The organism is Marinobacter psychrophilus, assembly GCF_001043175.1.
GTDB lineage: Bacteria > Pseudomonadota > Gammaproteobacteria > Pseudomonadales > Oleiphilaceae > Marinobacter > Marinobacter psychrophilus.
In genome coordinates, this window is the sequence record NZ_CP011494.1 from 93,621 (window position 1) to 116,062 (window position 22,442).

Sequence of the window (22,442 nt, forward strand, 5' to 3'; positions counted from 1 at the left end):
CTTAGCCGGCGACACTCTTTATTACGTTGTTGCAGTGTAATAGGCCATTCTGCTGGCGCTATCACAGTCGGTTTGCTCCCTGGGAAAGCCGGCCATATACTCCTGCAGTGCATTTGGCACCCGAGTTTTCACCACGCATGACACGAACCCCGGCGGTACCTGTTCAATGACCCAACCGTTTAAAGGCACGAATAAAAGCGGTCTGACGCGGGAGCTGATAGAAGCCCTGTTTCCGATGTTTGAGCAAGCCAGCGTCGGCGCCATTGCGGTTGATCGCGAGGCCCGTATTACCTGGATAAATGACAGCTATGCCCAGCTGCTCAGCTTGGGAGACCCGGCTGGCGTCATCGGTCTCCCGGTGCGCCAGGTGATTCCTGAAACCCGCATGCCCGAAGTTGTGGAAACCGGCAAACCACTGCTGCTCGATATCATGGAGCACCATCAACAACAACTGGTGGTTACTCGATTGCCATTTTATGACGGCGCTGGTGAGATCGAAGGCGCCGTGGCGTTTGTGCTCTACGGCGACCTGCAGCCGCTTACCCCGCTGATCAGCAAGTATCGACGTTTGCATCAGGATCTCGCTGCGGCTCGCAAGGCGCTGGCTAAAAAAGCGAGGAGCACACGATACAGTCTTGGCGATTTTGTTGGCGCCACCCCTGGAGCCCTTGAGGTCAAGCGCCGTGCGCGCCTGGCTGCCGGTCGTGAAATGGCGGTGCTGTTGCTGGGTGAGACAGGTACCGGCAAGGAAGTGCTGGCCCAGGCCATCCACTCTGTTTCCAGCCGTGCAGAAAGGCCGTTTGTGGGTGTGAACGTGGCGGCCATTCCCGATAACCTGCTGGAAGCCGAGTTCTTCGGAGTGGCGCCGGGCGCCTATACCGGGGCTGATCGTAAGCTTCGGGAAGGAAAGTTCCAGCTCGCTAACGGCGGCACGCTGTTTCTCGACGAAGTCGGCGACATGCCTTTGCCGCTGCAGGCCAAACTCTTGCGAGTCTTGCAAGAAGGAGAGGTCGAGCCTCTGGGTTCCAACAAGGTGACATCGATAGATGTCCGGGTTATCGCGGCAACCAGTCGCAACCTCAAAGCTATGATTGCCGACGGCATTTTCCGCTCAGACCTGTATTACCGGCTCAACGTACTGGAAATCCCTATACCACCTCTGAGAGACCGTCTCGCGGATCTCGGATTGCTGTGCGAGACCCTGCTTTGGGAAATCAGCGAGGGGCTGGGTGTGCGTGCGGAGATTACGGATGCGGGTATTGCGGCTCTTGCCAGTTATGACTGGCCCGGGAATATCCGCGAATTACGCAATTTGCTGGAAAGGGCCCTGACCATGAGCGAGGGCGGCGGCGTGCTGGATGCCGATGCCATGTTTAAAGTGTTGCCTCGGGTTGGCGGGCGCCCCGCCTCGAAAATAGGGTTGCGGCCCGTCAGGCCACTGGCCGCAACTCTGGCAGAGGCGGAAGCTCAGGCGATAGCAGAGGCACTGGTTGCAAGCAGGGGTAACCGTACCAAAGCCGCTCGGCTACTGGGTATTTCTCGCTCGATGCTGTACGAGAAACTGGCAAAAATGTCCTGATTTCCGGACAAACGTCTTGATTTATGTACAATTACCTACGACCATAGTATCAATCTGTCCGAAATCTCGGACAGATTGATACTCGTAAATTTCTTAATATTATCTATGTTATTGTTATTTATAATAAAAAATATTTTGGCGTGATATATGCTGCTGCTCAGCAGCAGGACGTCAGAACAACACAGAAAACAAGACTGACGCTTTCGTTGGATCCGAAAATTACAAATGTCCGTCTCGCTTCCTGTGATTTCTGACTAACCTCAGACTAGGCCATCGGGAAAATCGTCCTGTTGGCCAAATAAAACAACAAAGCCAGGAGACTTGCCAATGACACTCTTTAAGGCCCTAGCCGGAATCGCCGGTGCGGTTGTGCTGACAACAGGAACGGCTTTCGCGGATGACCTGCGCTGGAAAATGCCGGTTGCCTTTGCCACTAATCTCCCCGGCCTGGGTTCGCCTGCCGCCTGGGTTGCCGATAGCCTCAACACCGCTTCCGATGGCAGCATTCAGGTTCGCGTCTATGAACCCGGTAAGCTGGTTCCGCCTTTCGATATCTTGCAGTCCGTTTCTGATGGCAAGGTAGAAGCAGGTTACACCTGGATTGGTTACGATCAGGGCAAGGTACCTGCGATTCCCCTGTTTGCAGCTGTACCCTTTGGCATGAAGCCCTGGGCCTATACTGGCTGGTACTACTACGGTGGTGGCCATGAAATGCTGCAGGAAGTTTATGCCAACAAGGGCTTTGAAGTTCATGCTCAACTGTGCGGCATTATAGGGCCTGAAACAGCGGGCTGGTATTCGGAACCCATTGAAACACTAGAGGACTATAAAGGTCTGAAGATTCGTTTCGCGGGTCTGGGCGGCAAGGTTCTGGAAAAACTGGGCGCCTCAGTTACCATGATGCCGGGCGGTGAGCTTTATCAGGCGCTGGAGAAAGGCACCATCGACGCCACTGAATTCTCGATGCCTGCCATCGATCAGATCCTCGGTTTCGACCAGATAGTGAAATACAACCTCTTCCCCGGCTGGCACCAGCAGTTCACTGCCCAGTACATGTTGATCAACAAAGGCGAGTGGAACAACGCGACCGTTGCGCAGAAAGCGCTGGTTGTAGCCTCTTGCACTGCCGCAACAACCATGGCCCTGGCTGAGGGTGAGTACAAGAACGGTAAGGTTCTGGCCGGCTTCCAGGAAAATGGCATTCAAGCCGATCAGATTCCCCTAGATGTGTTGCGTCAGTTAAAAGCGGTGACCGACGAAGTGCTTGCGGAAGAATCCGCCAATGATGCTGACTTCAAGCGCGTCTACGAAAGCCAAAACGAGTTCATGAAAACCTACAAGGTGTGGGATACACGCGCCTATGTTCCGGCAGATCTGTAAGGCCGGGCGCCGACACTGAGACATCGGAAGCGATTCCGGTGCTCCCTAACCAAGTCTGAATGGCCCCTCGGGGCCATTCTTTTTTCATGACGGGCTTTCTGAACAAGGAACTGTTGTATGACGGTGTCTGGTAAAGGCTCACCGCAGAACGTGCGGGCATCGGTGTTTGACACCGACGAATTTCTTCATCATCACACAGAGTTACCAACAACCCGGGTCAGCCAGGGGGTAGACCGTGTGATTGCCGCGATCGGCAAGGGTGCTTCCTGGCTCTGGGTCGTGTTAACCGGAGTGATCATCTGGGCCGTAGTTGGCCGCTATGCGTTTGACCATGGCTCTGTGACATTGGAAGAAGTGCAATGGCATCTAGCCGGCACCGGCTGGCTGCTGGGGCTAGCCTATACTCTGGTGGTCGATGACCACGTGAGAGTGGATGTAATCCATGAGCGCTTGTCCCTGAGAAGCCAGGGCTGGATTGAACTGTTCGGCCTGGTGGTTCTGTTGTTGCCGTTCCTCGGGTTGGCGGTCTACGAAATGATCCCCTACGCCTTCAGTTCCTGGCAACAGGGTGAAACCAGTCAGGCTCCTGCCGGGCTACCATACCGCTGGGTTCCCAAGGGCATTTTGGCATTGTCTTTTATTCTTCTAATGCTGGCTGCGCTATCCCGTTTGCTGAAAGTCACCGCATTACTTTTCGGCTTTCCGAAGCCAATCCGGATCAAATCCGGGAATGACAAGAAAGAAGGTGTGTCTTGATGGAGCTTGAAACGCTATTTGTAATCGGAATGTTCCTGACTTTCATGGTGTTATTGATGACCGGTTTCCCGGTTGCCTGGGTGTTGGGTGGCACCGCAGTCATCTGGACGGTCGTTGGTGTGGTGGCCGTGGAAAATTTTGGTGCCAATCTATGGTTCGACTATTCCTCCTCCCTGGGTCTTGTGCCCGAGCGGGTATGGAATGTCGTAAACAGCGAGACCCTTGTCGCTCTGCCGATGTTTATCTTTATGGGCATCATGCTTGATCAGTCTGGTGTCGCCGAGCGACTGATGAACAGTATGGTAAAACTTTTTGGCGCGGTTCGCGGCGGCTATGCGGTAACGGTGATTATCATTGGCGTGCTGTTGGCGGCGACCACCGGCATCATTGGTGCTTCCGTGGTGTTGCTGGGCATGCTCTCTTTGCCGGTAATGATGGAGAACAAGTACGACAAAGGTTTTGCCGTGGGCACCGCCTGCGCCACCGGCACTCTTGGAATCCTGATTCCTCCTTCTATCATGCTGGTGCTGATGGCTGACCGTCTGGCGGTTCCGGAAGCGTCGGTGGGTGATCTGTTTATGGGCGCGTTCTTGCCCGGCCTGATGCTGGGTGCTATGTACGTTGCCTACGCCATAATCCGCCCCATGCTGCAGCCGCATATTGCGCCAGTGCCGGAGGGCACAGAGAAGGTGTCCTGGGGCATTGTCTGGGAAGTGGCCAAGGCAGTTCTGCCTACTGCGGCGCTAATTCTCGGTGTGCTTGGTTCTATCTTTGCCGGTATAGCCACGCCCACGGAGGCTTCCGGTGTGGGTGCCCTCGGCGCTCTTTTACTGGCCCTGATGTCAGGACGTCTGAACCTGAAAGTACTCAGCTCCTCGCTGCAGCAGACAACTCGTACGTCGGCGTTCATTTTCGCCATTTTCCTGGGGGCAACGGCGTTCTCCGTAGTGCTGCGGGGTCTTGGTGGCGACGAGGTGATCAAAGATGCGCTGCTGGGGCTGCCATTCGGACCCTATGGCGTGGTATTGACCATTCTGTTTTCGGTGTTCTTGCTTGGCTTTTTCCTGGATTGGGTTGAGATCACCCTGATTATTCTTCCGCTGGTGGCACCGGTTGTGCAACATCTTGGATTCGACCTAGTGTGGTTCACCATCCTTTTTGCCATGTGCCTGCAAACGTCTTTCCTGACGCCACCGGTAGGCTTTGCACTGTTTTATATCAAAGGTGTGGCGCCGCCGGAAATCACGGTGATCGACATCTACAAGGGCGTCATACCCTTCATTATCATTCAGGTGGTGGCCCTGGCGATCGTATTCCTGGTGCCTGAAATCGCGACTTGGCTGCCCAGCGTGGCTTACGACTGAGGAGATAATAATGCGTCTAGAAAACCGAATAGCCCTGATTACCGGGGCAGGTCGCGGCATCGGCCGGGCAGTCGCCGAACACTATGGCCGTGAAGGTGCCCGTGTAGCGGTAGCCGACCTGGACTACAGCACCGCGCAGGAGGTTGCCGAACATATCAACAGCGCCGGTGGAAGCGCCATGGCACTGGCCATGGATGTTACAGACGAACAGGCGGTGGAGCGGGGCGTTAACTCGGTGGTCGAAGCTTGGGGTGGTCTGGATATTGTGCTGGCCAATGCCGGTATACAGCACATCGCGCCACTGGATCAGCTGAGTTTTAATCACTGGCGTCAGGTGATGAGCGTGCATCTGGACGGCGCTTTCCTGCTGACCCGGTCAGCCCTGCAAGCCATGTACGCCAAAGGTGGCGGCACAATCCTGTATATGGGCTCGGTCCACTCGCTGGAAGCGTCGCCGTTAAAAGCACCATATGTGGCGGCTAAACACGGCATGCTGGGCTTGTGCCGTGCGGTAGCCAAAGAAGGCGCTGAACACGGTGTGCGCAGCAACATTATCTGTCCCGGATTTGTGCGCACCCCGCTGGTGGACAAACAGATTCCCGAGCAAGCGCAGGCTTTGGGCATATCTGAGGAAGATGTGATCTCTAAAGTAATGTTGAAAAACACCGTAGACGGAGAATTCACCACTCTGGCGGACGTGTCAGAACTTGCCGTATACCTGGCGGCTTTCCCATCAGCAGCGTTGACGGGGCAATCGATAGTGGTCAGCCACGGCTGGCACATGCAGTAAGAAAACGGAGTAACGGATGAATAGCAACGAACAATCCCCGGTAGTCTGGTCGCCTTCTGACACCGTCCTTAAAGACAGCCAGATGGGGCGCTTTCAACACTGGCTGGAAAACCTGGGTTACGGCCCTTTTGCGGACTACCACGAACTGCATGAATGGTCGGTGAGCGACCTTGAAGGCTTCTGGAAAGCTGTTTGGGATTATTGCGGACTGGTCAGCCACACGCCTGCGCAAAAGATATTGGGTAAACGTGATATGCCCGGTGCTGAATGGTTTCCGGGTATGACTCTGAACTTCGCCGCCAACCTGCTACGCCACGCTGAAGGCGAACAGGCTAACAGCGAAGCCATTGTTGCTTACTGTGAAACCCGCCCGGTATTGCGCCGCACCTATACCGAATTGCGCGCCGACGTGGGTGCTCTGGAAGCTTACCTAAGCAGCCAGGGCGTTATCAAAGGTGACAGGGTTGCCGGTATTGTCACCAACGGCTACGAAGCCATGGTAGGCATGCTGGCGGCCACCAGTATGGGTGCGGTCTGGAGTTCAGCGTCACCGGACTTCGGCATTGGCGCCATTCTGGACCGCTTTGGCCAGATTGAACCCACCGCGCTGATTGCCGTAAACGGCTACGGCTACGGTGGCAAAGTATTCCAGCGTCAACAAGAATTCGCTCAATTGATTAGCGGCCTGCCCTCGTTGAAATGCGTCGTCAGCGTACCACAGCTACCGGACGCCCCGGCGATCGACAGCCCTTTGGTCAGCGACTGGCAAGACGCCATTGCAGCCGGCGCAGGCACCCCTCCGTCGTTCACCCCAGTGGCCCCGGATCACCCTGTGTATATCCTCTATTCCTCTGGTACCACCGGCAAACCCAAGTGCATCGTACACGGCACCGCTGGCCTGCTGGTCAACCACGCGAAAGAATTGATGTTGCACGGCGATGTCGGCAGCGGCGACCGCTTCATGTACTTCACCACCTGTGGCTGGATGATGTGGAACTGGCAGGCATCTGCCCTGCTGACCGGCGCGGCGGTGATCACCGTAGACGGCTCGCCGGGCTATCCCAGCCTGAAAATGCTGTGGCAAACCGTAGCCGATGAAAAAGTCAGCCACTTCGGCACCAGCGCGAGATTCCTGGCCGGTTGTCGTAAAGACGGCATGACCCCGGATAAAGACCTGGATTTGAGCGTTCTCAGAGTCGTTTTCTCAACTGGCTCGCCGCTGCTGCCAGAAGACTACGACTGGATGTACACAGACGGCGCACCGAATGCCCTGTTAGGCTCCATCGCCGGCGGCACTGACATCTGTGGCTGTTTTGTAGGCTCCACACCCTTGTTACCTGTACGCCGCGGCGAAATACAGTGCCGCTTCCTGGGCGTAGACGCTGCCGCCTTTGACGACAACGGCCAATCTGTCAGCTCCGGCCGCGGTGAGCTGGTGTGCCGTCAGCCCTTGCCGTCCATGCCCGTCAGCTTCTGGGACGACCCAGACGGCGAACGCTACCGTAATGCCTACTTCGACACCTTCGCCGAATCCGCCCCTGGCGTATGGGCCCACGGCGACTTTATCGAATTCACCGAACACGGCGGCGCCATTATCTACGGCCGTTCCGACGCTACCCTGAACCCCGGTGGCGTTCGCATCGGTACCGCTGAAATTTACCGCCAGGTAGAAACCGAAGCCGCTATAAAAGATAGCCTGGTGGTTGGTCGCCAAATCGCAGGCGACGTAGAAGTGGTATTGCTGGTTTTACTGGCCAATGGCGAAACCCTGAGCGACGAGCTGCTCAAGCGCCTGAAAACCCAAATCCGCAAAGGTGCCAGCCCTCGCCACGTACCCCACTACATCATCCCGGTGCCAGACATCCCCTACACCCGCAGTGGTAAAAAAGTAGAACTTGCGGTAGCCCGCCTCATCAACGGCTCTGCCCGCAGCGACAACCGCGACGCGTTGGCCAATCCGGAAGCACTGGATGCTATTCAGGCGCGTTTGCAGGAAGCAGGGTTGTTGCCGAAGGAAGGTTAAACAGGGTTTAGCGGAAAGAACGAAGAGCCTTGGTGGGGCATGCTCCCACCGAGGCGACACCACCAAACCCCGTCCTCATACTAAGATCTTAGCCGCAATTCCCTAAAAAATGTTATCCTAGTAAGTCTAATAAAAACTATTAACCAGTCACAGCCAAAGCCAGAGGTGCCCAGCACAGCTGCCAGCCGTGACCGTCCTGAATCCAACCTTTATAGCTCGAGGACGAACATGACAGAGTCAATAACCAAAATTATCTACACACTGACCGACGAAGCGCCAGCGCTTGCCACCCGGTCACTGTTGCCGATCTTGAAGACCTACGCCAAGCCGGCCGGTATTCATTTTGAAACCAGCGATATCTCATTGGCTGCCCGCATCCTGGCCAACTTCCCGGACTACCTCGCAGAAGACCAGCGCGTGCCCGATGCCCTGGCCGAACTGGGTGAATACACCAAAGACCCCAACGCCAACATCATCAAACTGCCGAACATTTCCGCCTCTATCCCGCAGCTGCGCGCGGCCATCAAAGAGCTGAACAAGCAGGGTTATAAAGTTCCGGAATACAAAGAAAACCCCCAGACTGACGAAGAAAAAGATGTCACCTCCCGCTATGGCAAAGTACTGGGCAGCGCTGTAAACCCGGTATTGCGTGAAGGCAACTCTGACCGCCGTGCTCCGGCCGCGGTCAAAGCCTTTGCCCGCAAATACCCGCACTCCATGGGCGAGTGGAGCCCGGCATCGCGCACCCACGTAGCACACATGAAAGGCGGCGACTTCTACTCCTCAGAGCAGTCCGTCACCCTGGACAAGGCCACCAACAGCCGCATCGTGTTCGAGAACAAGAAAGGCGAGCAGACCGTGCTGAAAGCCGAGCTGCCGCTGCTGGACGGCGAAGTGGTCGACGGCATGAACATGAGCAAAAAGGCGCTGTGTGCATTCTTCGAAGCGGCCATTAAAGACTGTGAAGACACCGGCGTGATGTTCTCGCTGCACGTTAAAGCCACCATGATGAAAATCTCCCACCCGATCGTGTTTGGTCACGCGGTGAAGATTTACTACAAAGAACTGTTTGACCAGTTTGGCGACTTGTTCGACGAGATCGGCGTAAACCCAAACAACGGTTTGTCATCTGTGCTCGAGAAAATCAAGCTACTACCAGAGTCGAAGCAGGAAGAAATTCAGGAAGCATTGCACAAAACTTACGAGCATCGTCCAGAAATCGCCATGGTGGACTCGGTCAAAGGTATCACCAACCTGCACATGCCCAGTGACATTATCGTAGACGCCTCCATGCCTGCGATGATCCGTAACTCCGGCAAAATGTGGGCCCGTGATGGCAAGCTGAAAGACACCAAAGCGGTAATGCCGGAGTCGACCTACGCCACTATTTACCAGGAAGCCATCAACTTCTGTAAAACCAACGGCGCGTTTGACCCCACCACCATGGGCACCGTACCAAACGTAGGTCTGATGGCGCAGAAGGCCGAAGAGTACGGCTCCCACGACAAGACGTTTGAGATTAAAGAAGACGGCATTATTCGGTTGCTCGCCGAAGACGGCACCGTACTGACCGAGCACAACGTGGAAACTGGCGACATCTGGCGCGCATGCCAGACTAAAGACTTGCCCATTCGCGACTGGGTCAAACTGGCCGTTAATCGTGCCCGTGCCACCGGCATGCCAGCTGTGTTCTGGCTGGACGACGAGCGTGCCCACGACGCCCAGTTGATCAAGAAAGTAAACACTTACCTGAAAGACCACGACACCGATGGTCTGGACATCCGCATCATGTCGCCGGTACGTGCTATTCGCTGGACCATGGAACGCCTGATCCGCAGCCTGGATACCATTTCGGTAACCGGCAACGTATTGCGTGACTACCTGACGGACCTGTTCCCGATTCTGGAGCTGGGCACCAGCGCCAAAATGCTGTCCATCGTACCGCTGCTGAACGGCGGTGGTCTGTACGAAACCGGTGCTGGCGGTTCTGCGCCGAAGCACGTGCAGCAACTGGTCGAAGAAAACCACCTGCGCTGGGACTCATTGGGTGAGTTCCTGGCCATCGCGGTATCGCTGGACGAGCTGGGTGCAAAGCACAATAACCACCGTGCACGTCTGCTGGGTCAGACCTTGGACAAAGCCACCGAGACACTGCTGGAAAACAACCAGTCACCGTCGCGCTCTACCGGCGAACTGGACAACCGTGGCAGCCACTTCCACCTGGCTTATTACTGGGCACAGGAACTGGCTGCTCAGGACGAAGATAAGGAACTGAAATCCTTCTTCGCCAAGCTGGCTGAAAAGCTGGGAGCCCAAAAAGACAAGATCCTTGAAGAGCTGACAGCGATTCAGGGCAAAGCAGTGGATCTGGGAGGTTACTTTCACGCGCCTGCTGGCAGAGTAACCGAAGTCATGCAGCCCAGTGCAACGCTAAACAAGCTGATGGAAGAAGCCCTCGCCTCGGCTTAACACCCTTGGTGTGGCAGCAGCCTGGTAAATAACCCGAGCTGCTGAATTGAAAAACCCGCAAAACGGTCACCGTCTTGCGGGTTTTTTGTGTGGAGATTTTACCCAGTCAGTCGGGCATCACTCCAGGCGCAACGCCACAAAGCGCCCCAGAGTGAGCGTGGCGAGGTCTGCCGGCGCCAACTCAATTTCAAGCCCCCGCCGACCGGCGCTGACATGAATCCGTTCGAACAGCCGGGCTGACTCGTCAATGAACGTCGTCAGCGTCCGTTTTTGCCCCAGCGGGCTAACCCCACCCAGAACATAACCGCTGCTGCGCTGCACTTGCTGCTTGTCTGCCATGGTGGCTTTTTTGCCGCTCGCTGCTTTGGCAATCAGCTTCATACTGAGCATGGCATTTACCGGTACAATGGCTACCACCAAGGTCTTTACATCCACCGCGACCACCAGAGTCTTGAACACGCAAGCCGGGTTCAGCCCAAGCTTCTCCGCAGCTTCAGTGCCATAGCCAATGCTGGCAGGGTCGTGTTGATACTGATGTACTTGGTGTTCAATGCCCGCCTCCCGGGCGACATCAATAGCAGGAGTCATGCTGGTTCCGGTGGGATTTTCGCGCGGCTTCCATTATCCGATCTGTTTATTGTCAGAACTCTCTATTATCAAGGCAATCTATTATTAAGACGGCCTAATTACCCAGCACATTGGTGTCACCTTTTTTTGATTTTTTAGCCGCTTTCTTTTCTTTTGCGGTCAAAAGCGGTTTCTTTTTATCAGCTTTTTTACTGTCTTGTCCTTTGCTCATGTCTGTTGCCTCTAGCCACAACTGATTGACCCAGAACTTAGTATGGCCCCAATTACGAATAACTGGAAGCACAGAACTCGGTGGTGAAGTAAGATCCGAATAGGTGACCACATCAAGATCCTAACCTGAAGCTCGTTGGGTATCTTTTTAGTTAGCCCGTTCCCGGTTTACCTCGGCCTAGGTCTGGCGCTCGTCCTGAATAACCCGGTTTTAAAGGAAACCTTTCCACAAGCAGCTACAATGATGTACTAAGTGGTCCAACAATATGTACCCAAACAATAGAAGAATCTGAAGAACAAACCGTGCAGGCTACTCACGGCCACAGTGGCACTTGGCCGTTGTTATCGGATTTGATAGTGCCTGAGAAGCGCTGATTCTTCACACCGGAACGAAACAAGGCTACCGGCCGAAAGTCTCTGTTTTCATGGCGATTTGGAATCGCTCAGGCTGGTGGGCTGTGGCAGCCGAACACTATCAGGCCATGACCTATCGGTTTTCAGACATTGCATCGGGTTGGAACAACCTCGCCGAAGCTCGGCTGACGCAAGGTTGTTTCGAGGCGGCAAAGGTGGCCTCGATCACCGCGAACTGGTTGGCCCCAGACCATTTTTTTGTGATCACTCCGGAATTTCCGGCCACCCAGTCATCGGATGCTAGCATGACCTGCAATTGCCTGGCACCGGCAGCGTATTAAAAGAGGTTTCACGCTTGGGGTTGTGCGCTAGGATGCTGATGCACAGCGCCATCTGCTCGGCCGTCATAATCGGTGTATTTTGGGCCAGGCCGTATAACAATTTAATCCACGCGATAAGCGCGTAACTATGGCGCCGTGCGCTCATGGAGAAATAACATGCTCAGCCCCATCAACGCTCTCACTCGCCGCGCCCTTCACACGTGCAGGGTGCCCAAGGATCTTGCCAGCGTTACCTGCCGTGATACGGCCGGGGAAAATCCTGTGTCTGCAGGGTTGCGACCAGAGTCGGTGGATGCGGTATGGCGCAGTGTTGAGAGTCTTTACCGCACCGGCGTGCATCCGGGTATCCAGATTTCACTGCGTTACCGGGGCGAGTCTGTGCTGCATCGCGCAATCGGTCATGCCCGGGGTAATGGCCCGGACGACAGCGTGGATACGCCGCGGGTAGCGATGACAACAGACACACCGGTCTGTTATTTCTCCGCGTCGAAAGCGGTGACGGCCTTTTTGATTCACCTGCTAGCCGAGCAGGGGTTGGTCAACCTGATGGACCCGGTAGCTTATTACTGCCCGGAATTTGCCGACAACGGTAAGCGCACCATCACCTTGCATCAGATACTGTCCCATCGCGGCGGTATTCCGGCGATTCCTGGTGACACGCCAACTGAGGTACTTTGGAATCCGGAAGAAATCTGGCGCCTGCTTTGTGAGGAGCGGGCAGTGCAGGTAAACGGCTCAAAAGTCTTTTATCACGCTATTACCGGCGGCTTTGTGCTGCAGCGTGTTCTCGAAACCGTAACTGGTCTGACGATTCAGCAGTATCTGGACCGTTATATTCGCAAGCCCATGGGGATGACCTGGTTTACCTATGGCGTCGCAGCGGCAGATTTGAACGTGCCGGCGGCTAACTATGCTACTGGCCCGCGGCCTACCTGGCCGGTATCGCGGGTTGTAAAGCGGGCGTTGGGTGGCGATATCAAATCTGTAGAAGCGGTGACGAATGACCCCCGCTTCCAGCAGGCGGTGATACCCGCCGGCAATCTGTATGGCACCGCCGAGGAAATGGGGCGGTTTTTCCAGATGATGCTCAATGGTGGTGTGTGGGGTGGCAAGCGCATCTGCAGTGAGATTACGGTGCAGCGTGCAATTCAGCAGTTCGGGTCGCTGCAGCTCGATCGCACTCTTATGCTACCTATGCGCTTCAGTGCCGGGATGATGCTGGGGGGCGATCCGGTAGGAGTCTGGGGGCCAAACACCCGTTATGCGTTTGGCCACGTGGGGCTCATCAATAAATTTTGTTGGGCAGATTCGGCGCGGGATATTTCAGTGAGCCTACTGACCACCGGTTTCCCGATTGTGGGCCATCATTTACCGGCGCTGGGGAAATTTCTGTACAACGTCAGTACAGCGTTTCCGCAATTGCCTGAAGGCCAGCGGGTGCATGTTGGCGTGTAATTTACGGTTGTTTCAGGCAGTAGACTAGAGCGTGCGCAGCTGGTCTTCCAGAATGCCCAGCACAGAAGAAAGAATGTCGCGAAAGTCGGTCAGGGTCTGCGTGCGCTGGATGATCAGTTCGCGGGCTTCGTCCAGGCTCTCAAGTTTCGGCACGATGCGGCGAATGCCTTCGGTAATCACTTCGTAAGGGTAGTGGTGGTCTTGAATGCTGAGTTTGTTCAGCTCGGCCACTTCCTGGCTGAAAATACTGATGATGTCGTACAGCATGTCTTTGTGAACGATGCAGCTGGCTTCCCAATAGGCGTCGTCCAACAGCTCTAGTAACGACTGGTACTCGCGCAAGGTATCGGTAACAGATGTTTGCGGCATAGCTCGGGCTCGGCAACGGTGATGAATCAGAACACAACCGTATAATTATAGCAGCCGCTGCCGGGCCAAGGGCGTAAATTATGACCCACTATGGCCAGCACGCCATTGAAGACCCAGCCACGCTCGTACAAATCCAACACAGATACATACCACCAGATGGCGCTGGCAGTATGGATTGGATTTATCAGGGTTACTGTCATTACAGGTCGTTATCCGTTTTTGGTCGGTGCATGAATCTTAAAGCGTACTGCATCGCTTGCCCGGGGCTTTGCAACAGCGCTGGGCAAGCGCAAAAGGCTTGAGGTCTGTGGCAAACCCTTACAGACAGCACTCTGGCTCGCCATCATACTCATCACTGTCATATTTTACGTTGTTTTATCCACCATGCCGTTGATCAGGTATCGGGCGGATCTCTCCTTTTAGACGCAGCCTTCGGGTTGCGTTTTTTTTTGGAGTTGCTCTGGAGTCTGACACAGGCGCGAAAAGATTAACGGTTAACCCGTTGCCAGGTGTGCGATAAAATCAAGGCGTCGTTTTCGGCCCGGTGCACCGGTAAACCCAGTTCACTGATAACGTGTTGGCGGGCATCAGGCCATAGCTTAACCTGCCGGCTGTTGAGTAGCACGGACACCGATTCCAGCTGAAATTTCGGCTCTATGGCGGCCGCGCGAAATAACCGGTGCAGCCAGAAGCTGTCGAAAGTGAAGGCATCACAGAACACCTGCTCCGGCAGCAGGCGGTTTAGGGCAAGCGCTACGGTTAACACATCGTTGCCGTTCTGGGTCAGTTCATCGCGTTCAATGCCGTGAATCTGCTCTGCGCTTTCTGACCAGTCCAGCCAGGCCTCACAGGGTTTTATTAGCCAGCTATGCAGGTATTTGCCATTCAGGCACAAGCCAGCCTCAATAGGATAGCTTGCGATAAGATCAAGGCTGGACGCTTCGAAATCGATAAAGGCTGGAATCTGGTTACTTATAACGTCACCTGTTGTAGCTGTAATGCATTTATACATGAGTTTACCTTGCCGCCAGTGTATGTGCGAACCCAACCTGCCGGCAGGCTGTTACAATAAAGCCTATTAAAGCACATCGACCGCCCACCTAACGGACGCCTGAATGACTGACACCGTGGTTGTAATTTATTCCGGAGGCATGGATTCCTTCACGTTATTGCACAAGGCGCGTGCTGATGGCTTGAACGTTCATGCCCTATCTTTCAACTATGGCCAGCGTCATGTGCGCGAACTTGACTGTGCCCAAGAGGTTTGCCAACAGCTGGGCATACCACACAAAGTGATTGATATCCGCGCCATGAGCGACGTAATGGCCGGCTCTGCGTTAACGTCTGAAACCATTGACGTGCCTGAAGGGGATTACCAGGAAGGCGCTATGAAATCTACCGTGGTGCCCAATCGCAATATGATTTTGCTGGCACTGGCCACCGGCTATGCCGTCACTGTAGAAGCCAGCGCCGTATGGTTCGGCGCCCACGGTGGCGACCACGCGATTTACCCGGATTGCCGTCCTGAGTTTGTGGAAAAAATGGACGCAGTTTGTAAAGTTGCAAACTATCAGACGGTAGCGGTGGAAGCGCCGTTTATGCACTTTACTAAAGGCGACATTCTGGCCCTCGGTTTACAGTTGAACCTGGATTACAGCCATACCTGGACCTGTTACAACGGCCGTAGCAAAGCCTGTGGCCGTTGCGGTTCCTGTGTGGAACGCTTGCAGGCGTTTGCCGAGCATCAGCAACAGGACCCTGTTGCTTACGAGGTGCAATATTGATGTACCGGGTAAAAGAAGCGTTTTATACCCTACAGGGCGAAGGTGCCCAGGCCGGTCGCGCAGCGGTCTTCTGCCGCTTCAGTAAATGCAATTTGTGGACTGGCCGGGAAAAAGACCGTGCCACATCAGTGTGTGACTTTTGCGACACCGACTTTGTCGGTACCGACGGCCAGAATGGCGGCGTTTTTGCGACGCCTGAGGCCTTGGCAGCGCATATCGCGGGGTTGTGGCCGGTGGCACCTGGCAAGCCCTATGTGGTGTGCACCGGTGGCGAGCCGCTGCTGCAGCTAGACTCTCCATTAATCAATGCCCTGCACCAAGCCGGATTCGAAATTGGCGTTGAAACCAATGGTACCCTGCCGGCGCCTGCTGGCATCGACTGGCTTTGCGTGAGCCCGAAGGCGGATGCGCCAGTGGTCATTGAACGCTGCAACGAACTTAAGCTGGTGTACCCACAGCCAAAAGCCACGCCCGAGCTTTTTTTGCACATACAGGCCGATCATTTCTTTTTATCTCCTATGGCCTCGCCTTCGGCGCCGGAAACCAGCACGGATGTGATCAAGCAGAGTAATACGCGTAAAGCGACTGATTACTGTCTGGCGAACCCACGCTGGCGCCTGACGTTGCAGATGCACAAAATTATCGGTATTGATTGAGCGCGGGCTTTACAGCTTTATGTCGGTAATCAACGGGTTGTGGTCGGAAGAACGCCAAGGCTGCGGGCTTGAATGGCTGCGGTAGTCCGCCATTCGGGGCTGATCTGCGTTGATGTTCCATACCTTTGCCGACAGCACCCGCGGTTTTAGCGCCGCAGATGCCAAAACGTGATCCAGTGACCCCCGAGCTCCTTTGAAGCGATAACTGTAGTGTTCACAGCGCACCGGCGTGCACGGATGGAAGTGCGCGACCATACTGGTGTAACCCGCGAGGGCCAGTTCACTGATCGGCTGTTCTTTGCTGTAGCTGTTGAAATCGCCGGTGATCAGGGTGCCCGCCAAGCCGTTACCTCTGTCTAGTTGGCCTAGCTGCTGGTGCAATGTTTTTGCCTGTTTTACTCTTACCGCGTTGTAGCAACCCTGGCCATCGTCCTGTGGAGCGTTTTCGCCCTTGGCGTTGCGGCAAGATTTTGATTTCAGATGCACGCTCACCAGCCTGAGCGGAAGGCCGCCGCTTTTCAGGGCAAAACGCTGGGTTAGCGAGGGGCGTCCGCCGTCGCCCGACAGATACTGCGCTGGCCCAAGCGCGTTGACTCGATCCGCGCGGTACAGCAAACCGTTGCGGATGGCGTCTCTTTGCATGGCCGGGTTAACCGGCACCACAAAGCGCCATTGTGGCCCAAGACTGGCGGCTAACTGGGCGACGGTGCTGTTGCTGCCGTAGCCATCGTTTTCCAGTTCAGACAGTGCCAGCAAATCGGCACCCGCCTGAGTTAGGCCCGTGCTTAGACGTTGTAGTTGGCGCTTGTACTGAGCCTCGGTTTTTGCCCCACGGCTGGTTGGAAAACCTTGGCCGCGGCCATCACCGTTGAACAGGTTATGCAGATTCAGGGTCATAACCCTCAGATTCGCGCTTGTTGGCCTCGCCGGCGCCGGGTCAGGCAGTGGAGGTGGTTTCAGGCTGGGTATCTGATCAGGCTGAAGGCGCCACGCGCCGTAGCGGTAATCCAATACGCCGGTGAGGCCGCGAACCTGTGTGCCGGCCACCAGGCTGGACGCGGCTAAACCTGGCTGTGTGGCGCTGTAGATTGGTAGCCAGTTCAGTGAGGGCGGGTTGCGTCGCGCGTTGCCATCATCAAGAACCAGTGTGTTCATGGAAGCCAGCTTGGCGTGGCGTAGGGCCGCTGTTCCGGGAACCATGAATTCGGTCGATATCAGCGGGTCTTTGGCTGCCAACGATACGTCACCAAAGCGCGTTAGCTGATGGCTGTCGGTAATCGTGAGCGGGCCGTTAATGCGAACGCGCATGTTCTCCAAGTTTTCAGGCGCTCTTGTCCAAGGCAAAGACATTTCCACCGGGGCTGGCAGTGCCTGGGTGCCGCACACCTGTAAATCACTTACCGCAACCAGCTCTGTAAGCCCGTAGTGTTCTTTGACTTTGCCGGTAACGCGAAGGCGTTGACCCAAGCGGCCTTCTTTATGACGGGTATAAACAAACAGAGCGGAAGAGCGAATAGAGTCTGCAGGCGTATTAGCCTGCTGCAGGTAAAACCCGGAAAATCCGCCGACCTGGCGTGAGTCCTGGGTTAATACGCCTTCGACGGTAACGGTCTGACCCACCAGCGCCGAGGTGTCTGTACTACCTTGAACCTTAGTAATGACTGTTGCAGGTTGTCCACAGGGATTTGCTGTTGTTAACGCTGGGAATACCAACATTGAACAACAGAATAAGCGAATAAAAATCGACCGCAGGCGTGTGATCACACGCGGAACTTAGGGCACGGTCGAGCGCTTAACTCAATCTTAACCACAGGCGGCGATGGTTTTAAGCGCCTGCTCGCGTTTGCTGCCAAATCCCAGGCTGTCCGGGTTAATCAGCTCCAGCTGCTGCACCAGTGGGTCAGGATGCTGGGTGTTTATGGTAATGCCCAGCTGCGCCAGAACATAGGGCGCCAGTGCAGCTCGGCTGGTGACCGTTAATTTTCCGTGTTGCATGTCGTAATCGTTAGCAATAATAAGTTGCTGCGGCTGCGATAAGCGCTGGTCTGGCGCCACTTCTAATGTAACCTGGCGATTCCAGTCGTCGTCTTGGGACACACTGTGGCGAACCTTCTGGCGCAACAGTTCAGGCACGCTGCGCAGACGGCTGATGGCAAAGTCGCGAAATTCACGACTGGCCTCACACCAGGCGCGAACGTGCCATTGATTACCCGCGCACACTATTGTGTGAGGCTCCAATACGCTGTGAACCGCTTCCGGGCGGCTGAGAGATACGTAGCTGGCTCGCAGTTGTCGGCCACCGCGAATTGCACTGATCACAGTGCGCATGGTGGCTGGATCAATCACCCGTCCGGGGCTTGCAACCGAATGGCTGCCGGGTAGCCGCACCTCCAGTGAGGCAAACACACTGCTGAGCTGTTGCTGGCTGTCCACCAGATCTTGGTATTCGCTGATTTCGCCGCGGGTCACCACCGGCTTAAAATTGCTGGCTGGGACGTAGCCCTTCAAGTGACGGTCGTATTCCAAATTACCCGGCGCCAGTTCACGCAGATAGGTGTTAATGTCTTTGGACGCTTGCTGGCGGCCAATACCGAAACTATAACAAATGTGGTTGGTTGTCAGCCGACCTTCCCACAACGCAACGGCTTCAATCAGGCGATATCGAACCAACAAGTCCCAACGGATGGGCCACTCTGTTTTTTTCATAACGACGAACTCATCAATTGTGCGTTAATTGATTATGGTACATTTTCACAAACATGTGATCTATTACGGCGTATTAATGAAAAATTGTAAAATTTTTTGTCTTCACTGGCTAAAACACCAAGAGACAGCGGCAAGTGCCTAGTGCACTGGCGATGTTGCGGCTGATCTAATGGCGGTGCGTGAAAAGCGCTGCTGCCCGACCGGAAAACATCCGTTGCTGCGATCACCATCACCACATCACATCCCCACCTGGTAATTCCGGAGTTCCGCCATGACCCGAATGGTCGCCTCATTGTTTGCGCTGCTTCTCAGCATCGTGCTGCTGAACGGCGGGAACGCTTTTCTGATGACGCTGCTAGGTATCCGCCTGAGTATTGAGAGCGTTGCGCCGGATACCATCGGTATGGTTTTGGTGTGTTACTCCATTGGTTTTGTGCTGGGCACTTTATTTGTGCAGAAAGTGGTATCACGGGTCGGGCATATTCGCGCTTTTGCCGTGTTTGCGACCATCGCTGCGGTGGCATCACTGCTGTATCCCATGGCCATCAACATGGTTTTCTGGGCCATTTTGCGAGTGGTTTCGGGGTTTAGCATGGCCGGCGTTCTGGTGGTCATCGAGAGCTGGTTTTCCGCTCGGGCGACCAATGCCAACCGCAGTACTCTTTTTGCGGTGTATCAAGTGGTGTATTTGCTGGCGGCTGTAGGTGGCCAGTTATTGATCAATGTGGGCAATCCCGCAGATTATGTACCTTTTTCTCTGGCGGCGATTCTATTGGTGCTGGCCCTAGTGCCCCTGGCCTTGACGCGAATGGAGGCGCCGGAAATTGCGCCTTCACCGAGACTGTCCGTGGTTAAACTGGCGCGCGAGTCTTTTACGGGCGTGGCTGGGGCCTTGATAACCGGCATACTGATTGGCAGTTTTTACGCGCTGGGGCCGGTTTACGCCACCCTGATAGGCCTGGGTGTAAGTCAGACCGCGAACTTTATGGCCTGCGCCATTCTTGCTGCCATGCTTCTGGCGTGGCCGATTGGCATTTTGTGCGATCGCTTTGACCGCCGTCGAATCATGTTCTGGATATCAGTGCTGGCAGCCATTGCTGCCTTGGTCGTTAGTCTGTTGGGTAGCCATCAGTTACTGGCATTAACGTTGGCCGTGGCGGTATTTACAGGCCTGTCTGCAAGTATTTATCCGGTGGCCGTGGCGATCACTAACGACCGCATGGAAAGTTCTCGTATTGTTGCAGCCAGTGCTACGTTGCTGCTCAGCTATGGTATTGGCAGCGTGATCGGGCCAGTGGTGCTGTCTAAACTGATACAGCTTTTGGGCCCAGAAGGTCTTTTTTATGGTTATGCCGCTGCGCTGATCGTGTTGGCGGCGGCGACCAGCTATCGCATCACCCACACTGAGGATATCGCGGTGGAGGATCAGGAGCACTTTGTGCCGGCGATGCCCGAAACGTCTATGGTTTTGGCCGAAATGGATCCCCGCAACGCGGAGTTTACCGATTCGCCAGAGGTCGCAGCGGATGCGGCAAACGGCGAGCCGGATGAAGGCTCAATAGCTAAAGACGGCCTCCAGGATGCACCTGCCCGCTAAAAAGCGGGCGCCTTGGTTTCCCTGCTTTCAAATATTGCTTACTATTGCAAATCTGTATTTAAGCGCATGGTTAGCATGCTATTATTAAATGATTCCATAACATAAGCTGAAGGCAGTGTTAGCTCTGTGGCTTTCATGGCGCTGGCGGCTTGCCAAAAACTCAGGAGCAATCACCGATGAGAGAGCAGTTTCCGTTTACCATTGCACGTGTTACCCGTCGCTGGCGCAAAATGCTGGACGAACGGTTGAAAGATCTGGGCGTTACCCAGGCGCGGTGGAGCACCATGTTTTATTTAAAAGCGGGTGGTGAAGGTTTAACCCAGCGTGAACTGGCCAGTTTAATGGCTATTGAAAATCCGACACTGGTGCGTCTGTTAGACAGCCTGGAAGGCCAGGAGTTGATTGAGCGCCGCCCTTGTCCGAATGATCGCCGCGCCCGTCGCCTGCATTTGACTGACGGTGGCCGTGCGTTTATGGACGAGATGACCACCCGTGCAGATCGCCTGCGTGACGAAATGCTTGACGGCATCAGCGAAAAAGACATCGAAGTTACGCTGCGGGTTTTTGGAACGATTCTGGAAAACGCGCACAAGCAAAGGTAAACGGTGGCAGACAATTCGGTAGCAGGTCTGCAGCAGCGCTACGGCGAGCGCTGGCGCTGGCTTGCCGTCGCCACGGTGATGACAGGCACCATGTCAACGGTGCTCAGCGCTACCGTGGTGAACGTGGCGCTGTATGACATCATGCTGGAGTTCGGGGTGAGCCAGGGCCAAATCCACTGGCTTGCCACCGGTTTTATTGCAGCCATGACAACCACTATGCTGGCTTCCTCCTGGTTGCTGGACCATTTCGGCATCCGCAAAACCCTCGCGACAGCCATGGCGCTGTTCACCGTAATATCCCTGCTGGGAGGTTTTGCCGCTAGCCCAGAGCAACTTATTGCGGCGCGCATTGGCCAGGGCGCCATGGCTGGGTTGATGCAGCCTATGGCCATGTATCTGGTATTCCGAATTTTCCCCCGCAATCAGCGCGGCCGAGCCATGGGTATTTACGGTATGGGCGTGGTATTGGCACCGGCCCTGGGGCCGGTATTGGGCGGCTTTTTAGTAGACGAACTGACTTGGCGCTACGTGATGTTCGCGCCAGTGCCGGTGACGGCTGCTGGCGTGTTTATGGTTTGGCGTTTTCTGCCGAGTCCAGAGAATAGACCCAATCCCTATCCATTGGATGTGCCGGGGTTGGTTTTGCTGGGCGCCGCCATTGGTTTATCTCTCGACAGTTTGAACAGGCTGCAAAATGTGCTCGGCCAAGGTGCGTTCATCGCTTCAGAGGCCGCGGCAGCATTGCTGTTCCTGACGCTATTCGTGTGGCGTGAACGCACTGCCAGGCACCCCTTGGTGAATATTGCACTATTGCGCAAACCAGTGTTTTTGTACGCTAATCTAGGCGCCATGGCCATGGGCCTGGCGTTGTTCGGCTCCACCTACCTGATTCCTTTATTCGCTCAGACCGCATTGGGTTCCAGTGCCACCGAGGCCGGTTTGTTAATGTTGCCTGCGGGTATTGTTTTGGGCATTGTTTTTCCTATTGCCGGCAATATGGCGGACAAACACAGCAGTCGTAAACTGGTTATTTTTGGCATTCTGGCATTTACGTTGTCGGCCACACTGTTTGCGTTGTCTGGCTTCGAAACACCTCTGGGCTGGCTGGCTCTGTGGGCAGCGGTGGGAAGGGTTGGTATAGGTTTTATGTTGCCGGCACTGTCGATGGGTGCGTTGAATCCTTTGGCTCCAGCGGAGCTGGGCGCAGGGTCCAGTACCATCAGCTTTACCCGACAGCTTGGCGGGGCCTTTGGTGTCAACATGGTCGCATTGGCCATCGAACACGGTGATCATCAAAACGGCATGCCCACCGTAGAGGCGTTTCAGTTTGCCTGGTGGATGGTGGCGGTATTTTTGGCGCTGGCGATTATTCCAGTGTGGAAAATGCGCACCTGATAGCGCCGGTATTCATTGCCTTTT

The 22,442-nt window shown here is 55.1% G+C and carries 21 protein-coding genes; 14 read left to right on the top strand and 7 right to left on the bottom strand.

Features of this window, described 5'->3' with window-relative positions; translation table 11 throughout:
- Positions 1–166 precede the first annotated feature (166 nt).
- From ABA45_RS00385 to ABA45_RS00415, 7 genes are all read left to right on the top strand, one after another.
- Entirely contained in the window at positions 167–1,579 is a 1,413-nt protein-coding gene (locus ABA45_RS00385) for a sigma-54 interaction domain-containing protein (protein ID WP_048383537.1), read from the top strand.
- Positions 1,580–1,906: 327 nt separating this feature from the next.
- A complete protein-coding gene (locus tag ABA45_RS00390) occupies positions 1,907–2,959 on the top strand; it encodes a TRAP transporter substrate-binding protein (protein ID WP_014869420.1) in 1,053 nt (350 codons plus the stop codon).
- A 117-nt stretch (positions 2,960–3,076) separates the two neighbouring features.
- Positions 3,077–3,715: a TRAP transporter small permease subunit gene (locus ABA45_RS00395; RefSeq protein ID WP_048383539.1), complete on the top strand. Its 639-nt coding sequence runs from the start codon at positions 3,077–3,079 to the stop codon at positions 3,713–3,715.
- Positions 3,715–5,079 (top strand): TRAP transporter large permease, encoded by a 1,365-nt coding sequence (locus tag ABA45_RS00400; protein ID WP_014869422.1) that lies wholly within the window; start codon positions 3,715–3,717, stop codon positions 5,077–5,079. Before ABA45_RS00395 ends, ABA45_RS00400 begins: the two co-directional genes overlap by 1 nt.
- 10 nt (positions 5,080–5,089) lie before the next feature.
- Positions 5,090–5,869 carry a 3-hydroxybutyrate dehydrogenase gene (locus ABA45_RS00405; RefSeq protein WP_048383541.1) on the top strand — a complete coding sequence of 260 codons (780 nt, stop codon included), beginning with the start codon at positions 5,090–5,092 and terminating at the stop codon, positions 5,867–5,869.
- 16 nt (positions 5,870–5,885) lie between these two features.
- Positions 5,886–7,892, top strand: coding sequence for an acetoacetate--CoA ligase (locus ABA45_RS00410; RefSeq protein WP_048383543.1), 2,007 nt, complete (start codon positions 5,886–5,888; stop codon positions 7,890–7,892).
- A 228-nt stretch (positions 7,893–8,120) separates the two neighbouring features.
- Entirely contained in the window at positions 8,121–10,361 is a 2,241-nt protein-coding gene (locus ABA45_RS00415) for an NADP-dependent isocitrate dehydrogenase (protein WP_048383545.1), read from the top strand.
- A gap of 117 nt (positions 10,362–10,478) precedes the next feature.
- On the opposite strand, the gene ybaK is transcribed toward ABA45_RS00415, so the two are convergent.
- Together ybaK and ABA45_RS18800 are read right to left on the bottom strand one after the other, a co-directional pair.
- The gene (ybaK, locus tag ABA45_RS00420; RefSeq protein ID WP_048383547.1) at positions 10,479–10,949 is read right to left on the bottom strand and encodes a Cys-tRNA(Pro) deacylase; all 471 of its coding nucleotides are present in this window, start codon (positions 10,947–10,949) and stop codon (positions 10,479–10,481) included.
- A 94-nt stretch (positions 10,950–11,043) separates the two neighbouring features.
- The gene (locus ABA45_RS18800; protein WP_157035505.1) at positions 11,044–11,271 is read right to left on the bottom strand and encodes a hypothetical protein; all 228 of its coding nucleotides are present in this window, start codon (positions 11,269–11,271) and stop codon (positions 11,044–11,046) included.
- Between the two features lie 346 nt (positions 11,272–11,617).
- On the opposite strand from ABA45_RS18800, the gene ABA45_RS19160 reads away from it, so the two are divergent.
- On the top strand, positions 11,618–11,854 hold the full coding sequence (locus ABA45_RS19160; protein ID WP_227506087.1) for a hypothetical protein: 237 nt from the start codon (positions 11,618–11,620) through the stop codon (positions 11,852–11,854).
- Between the two features lie 156 nt (positions 11,855–12,010).
- Positions 12,011–13,309, top strand: a complete 1,299-nt coding sequence (locus tag ABA45_RS00430; protein WP_014869430.1) for a serine hydrolase domain-containing protein — start codon at positions 12,011–12,013, stop codon at positions 13,307–13,309.
- 24 nt (positions 13,310–13,333) lie between these two features.
- Here ABA45_RS00430 and ABA45_RS00435 read toward each other — a convergent pair whose 3' ends face one another.
- From ABA45_RS00435 to ABA45_RS00440, 3 genes are all read right to left on the bottom strand, one after another.
- Complete coding sequence (locus ABA45_RS00435) at positions 13,334–13,678, bottom strand: hypothetical protein (protein WP_014869431.1); 345 nt, start codon at positions 13,676–13,678, stop codon at positions 13,334–13,336.
- Positions 13,679–13,704: 26 nt separating this feature from the next.
- Positions 13,705–13,878 (bottom strand): hypothetical protein, encoded by a 174-nt coding sequence (locus ABA45_RS18805; RefSeq protein ID WP_157035506.1) that lies wholly within the window; start codon positions 13,876–13,878, stop codon positions 13,705–13,707.
- 287 nt (positions 13,879–14,165) lie between these two features.
- Positions 14,166–14,690 carry a 3'-5' exonuclease gene (locus ABA45_RS00440; RefSeq protein ID WP_048383551.1) on the bottom strand — a complete coding sequence of 175 codons (525 nt, stop codon included), beginning with the start codon at positions 14,688–14,690 and terminating at the stop codon, positions 14,166–14,168.
- Positions 14,691–14,793: 103 nt separating this feature from the next.
- Between ABA45_RS00440 and queC the strand changes: the two genes are divergently transcribed.
- Both queC and queE read left to right on the top strand, forming a co-directional pair.
- On the top strand, positions 14,794–15,462 hold the full coding sequence (queC, locus tag ABA45_RS00445; RefSeq protein WP_048383553.1) for a 7-cyano-7-deazaguanine synthase QueC: 669 nt from the start codon (positions 14,794–14,796) through the stop codon (positions 15,460–15,462).
- Positions 15,462–16,118, top strand: a complete 657-nt coding sequence (queE, locus tag ABA45_RS00450) for a 7-carboxy-7-deazaguanine synthase (protein ID WP_048383555.1) — start codon at positions 15,462–15,464, stop codon at positions 16,116–16,118. The genes queC and queE overlap by 1 nt, the downstream gene beginning before the upstream one ends.
- 9 nt (positions 16,119–16,127) lie before the next feature.
- Here queE and ABA45_RS00455 read toward each other — a convergent pair whose 3' ends face one another.
- Together ABA45_RS00455 and ABA45_RS00460 are read right to left on the bottom strand one after the other, a co-directional pair.
- Entirely contained in the window at positions 16,128–17,834 is a 1,707-nt protein-coding gene (locus ABA45_RS00455) for an ExeM/NucH family extracellular endonuclease (RefSeq protein ID WP_048383557.1), read from the bottom strand.
- 87 nt (positions 17,835–17,921) lie between these two features.
- The gene (locus ABA45_RS00460) at positions 17,922–18,824 is read right to left on the bottom strand and encodes a helix-turn-helix transcriptional regulator (RefSeq protein WP_048383559.1); all 903 of its coding nucleotides are present in this window, start codon (positions 18,822–18,824) and stop codon (positions 17,922–17,924) included.
- Positions 18,825–19,095: 271 nt separating this feature from the next.
- Here ABA45_RS00460 and ABA45_RS00465 point away from each other — a divergent pair, with 271 nt between their 5' ends.
- From ABA45_RS00465 to ABA45_RS00475, 3 genes are all read left to right on the top strand, one after another.
- Positions 19,096–20,421, top strand: coding sequence for an MFS transporter (locus tag ABA45_RS00465; protein ID WP_048383561.1), 1,326 nt, complete (start codon positions 19,096–19,098; stop codon positions 20,419–20,421).
- Between the two features lie 176 nt (positions 20,422–20,597).
- Positions 20,598–21,023: a MarR family transcriptional regulator gene (locus ABA45_RS00470; RefSeq protein ID WP_014869441.1), complete on the top strand. Its 426-nt coding sequence runs from the start codon at positions 20,598–20,600 to the stop codon at positions 21,021–21,023.
- Between the two features lie 3 nt (positions 21,024–21,026).
- Complete coding sequence (locus ABA45_RS00475; RefSeq protein ID WP_048383564.1) at positions 21,027–22,418, top strand: DHA2 family efflux MFS transporter permease subunit; 1,392 nt, start codon at positions 21,027–21,029, stop codon at positions 22,416–22,418.
- Positions 22,419–22,442 lie beyond the last annotated feature (24 nt).

Excerpts from the sequence above, each read along its gene's own strand:
- ABA45_RS00400 (WP_014869422.1), top strand. The coding sequence starts at position 3,715 with ATGGAGCTTGAAACGCTATTTGTAATCGGAATGTTCCTGACTTTCATG.
- ABA45_RS00405 (WP_048383541.1), top strand. The coding sequence starts at position 5,090 with ATGCGTCTAGAAAACCGAATAGCCCTGATTACCGGGGCAGGTCGCGGC.
- ABA45_RS00460 (WP_048383559.1), bottom strand. The coding sequence starts at position 18,824 with ATGAAAAAAACAGAGTGGCCCATCCGTTGGGACTTGTTGGTTCGATAT.
- ABA45_RS00470 (WP_014869441.1), top strand. The coding sequence starts at position 20,598 with ATGAGAGAGCAGTTTCCGTTTACCATTGCACGTGTTACCCGTCGCTGG.
- ABA45_RS00415 (WP_048383545.1), top strand. The coding sequence starts at position 8,121 with ATGACAGAGTCAATAACCAAAATTATCTACACACTGACCGACGAAGCG.
- ABA45_RS00455 (WP_048383557.1), bottom strand. The coding sequence starts at position 17,834 with ATGTTGGTATTCCCAGCGTTAACAACAGCAAATCCCTGTGGACAACCT.
- ybaK (WP_048383547.1), bottom strand. The coding sequence starts at position 10,949 with ATGACTCCTGCTATTGATGTCGCCCGGGAGGCGGGCATTGAACACCAA.
- queC (WP_048383553.1), top strand. The coding sequence starts at position 14,794 with ATGACTGACACCGTGGTTGTAATTTATTCCGGAGGCATGGATTCCTTC.
- ABA45_RS00395 (WP_048383539.1), top strand. The coding sequence starts at position 3,077 with ATGACGGTGTCTGGTAAAGGCTCACCGCAGAACGTGCGGGCATCGGTG.
- ABA45_RS00430 (WP_014869430.1), top strand. The coding sequence starts at position 12,011 with ATGCTCAGCCCCATCAACGCTCTCACTCGCCGCGCCCTTCACACGTGC.
- ABA45_RS00465 (WP_048383561.1), top strand. The coding sequence starts at position 19,096 with ATGACCCGAATGGTCGCCTCATTGTTTGCGCTGCTTCTCAGCATCGTG.
- ABA45_RS00410 (WP_048383543.1), top strand. The coding sequence starts at position 5,886 with ATGAATAGCAACGAACAATCCCCGGTAGTCTGGTCGCCTTCTGACACC.
- queE (WP_048383555.1), top strand. The coding sequence starts at position 15,462 with ATGTACCGGGTAAAAGAAGCGTTTTATACCCTACAGGGCGAAGGTGCC.
- ABA45_RS00440 (WP_048383551.1), bottom strand. The coding sequence starts at position 14,690 with ATGTATAAATGCATTACAGCTACAACAGGTGACGTTATAAGTAACCAG.
- ABA45_RS18805 (WP_157035506.1), bottom strand. The coding sequence starts at position 13,878 with ATGACAGTAACCCTGATAAATCCAATCCATACTGCCAGCGCCATCTGG.
- ABA45_RS00385 (WP_048383537.1), top strand. The coding sequence starts at position 167 with ATGACCCAACCGTTTAAAGGCACGAATAAAAGCGGTCTGACGCGGGAG.
- ABA45_RS00390 (WP_014869420.1), top strand. The coding sequence starts at position 1,907 with ATGACACTCTTTAAGGCCCTAGCCGGAATCGCCGGTGCGGTTGTGCTG.
- ABA45_RS00435 (WP_014869431.1), bottom strand. The coding sequence starts at position 13,678 with ATGCCGCAAACATCTGTTACCGATACCTTGCGCGAGTACCAGTCGTTA.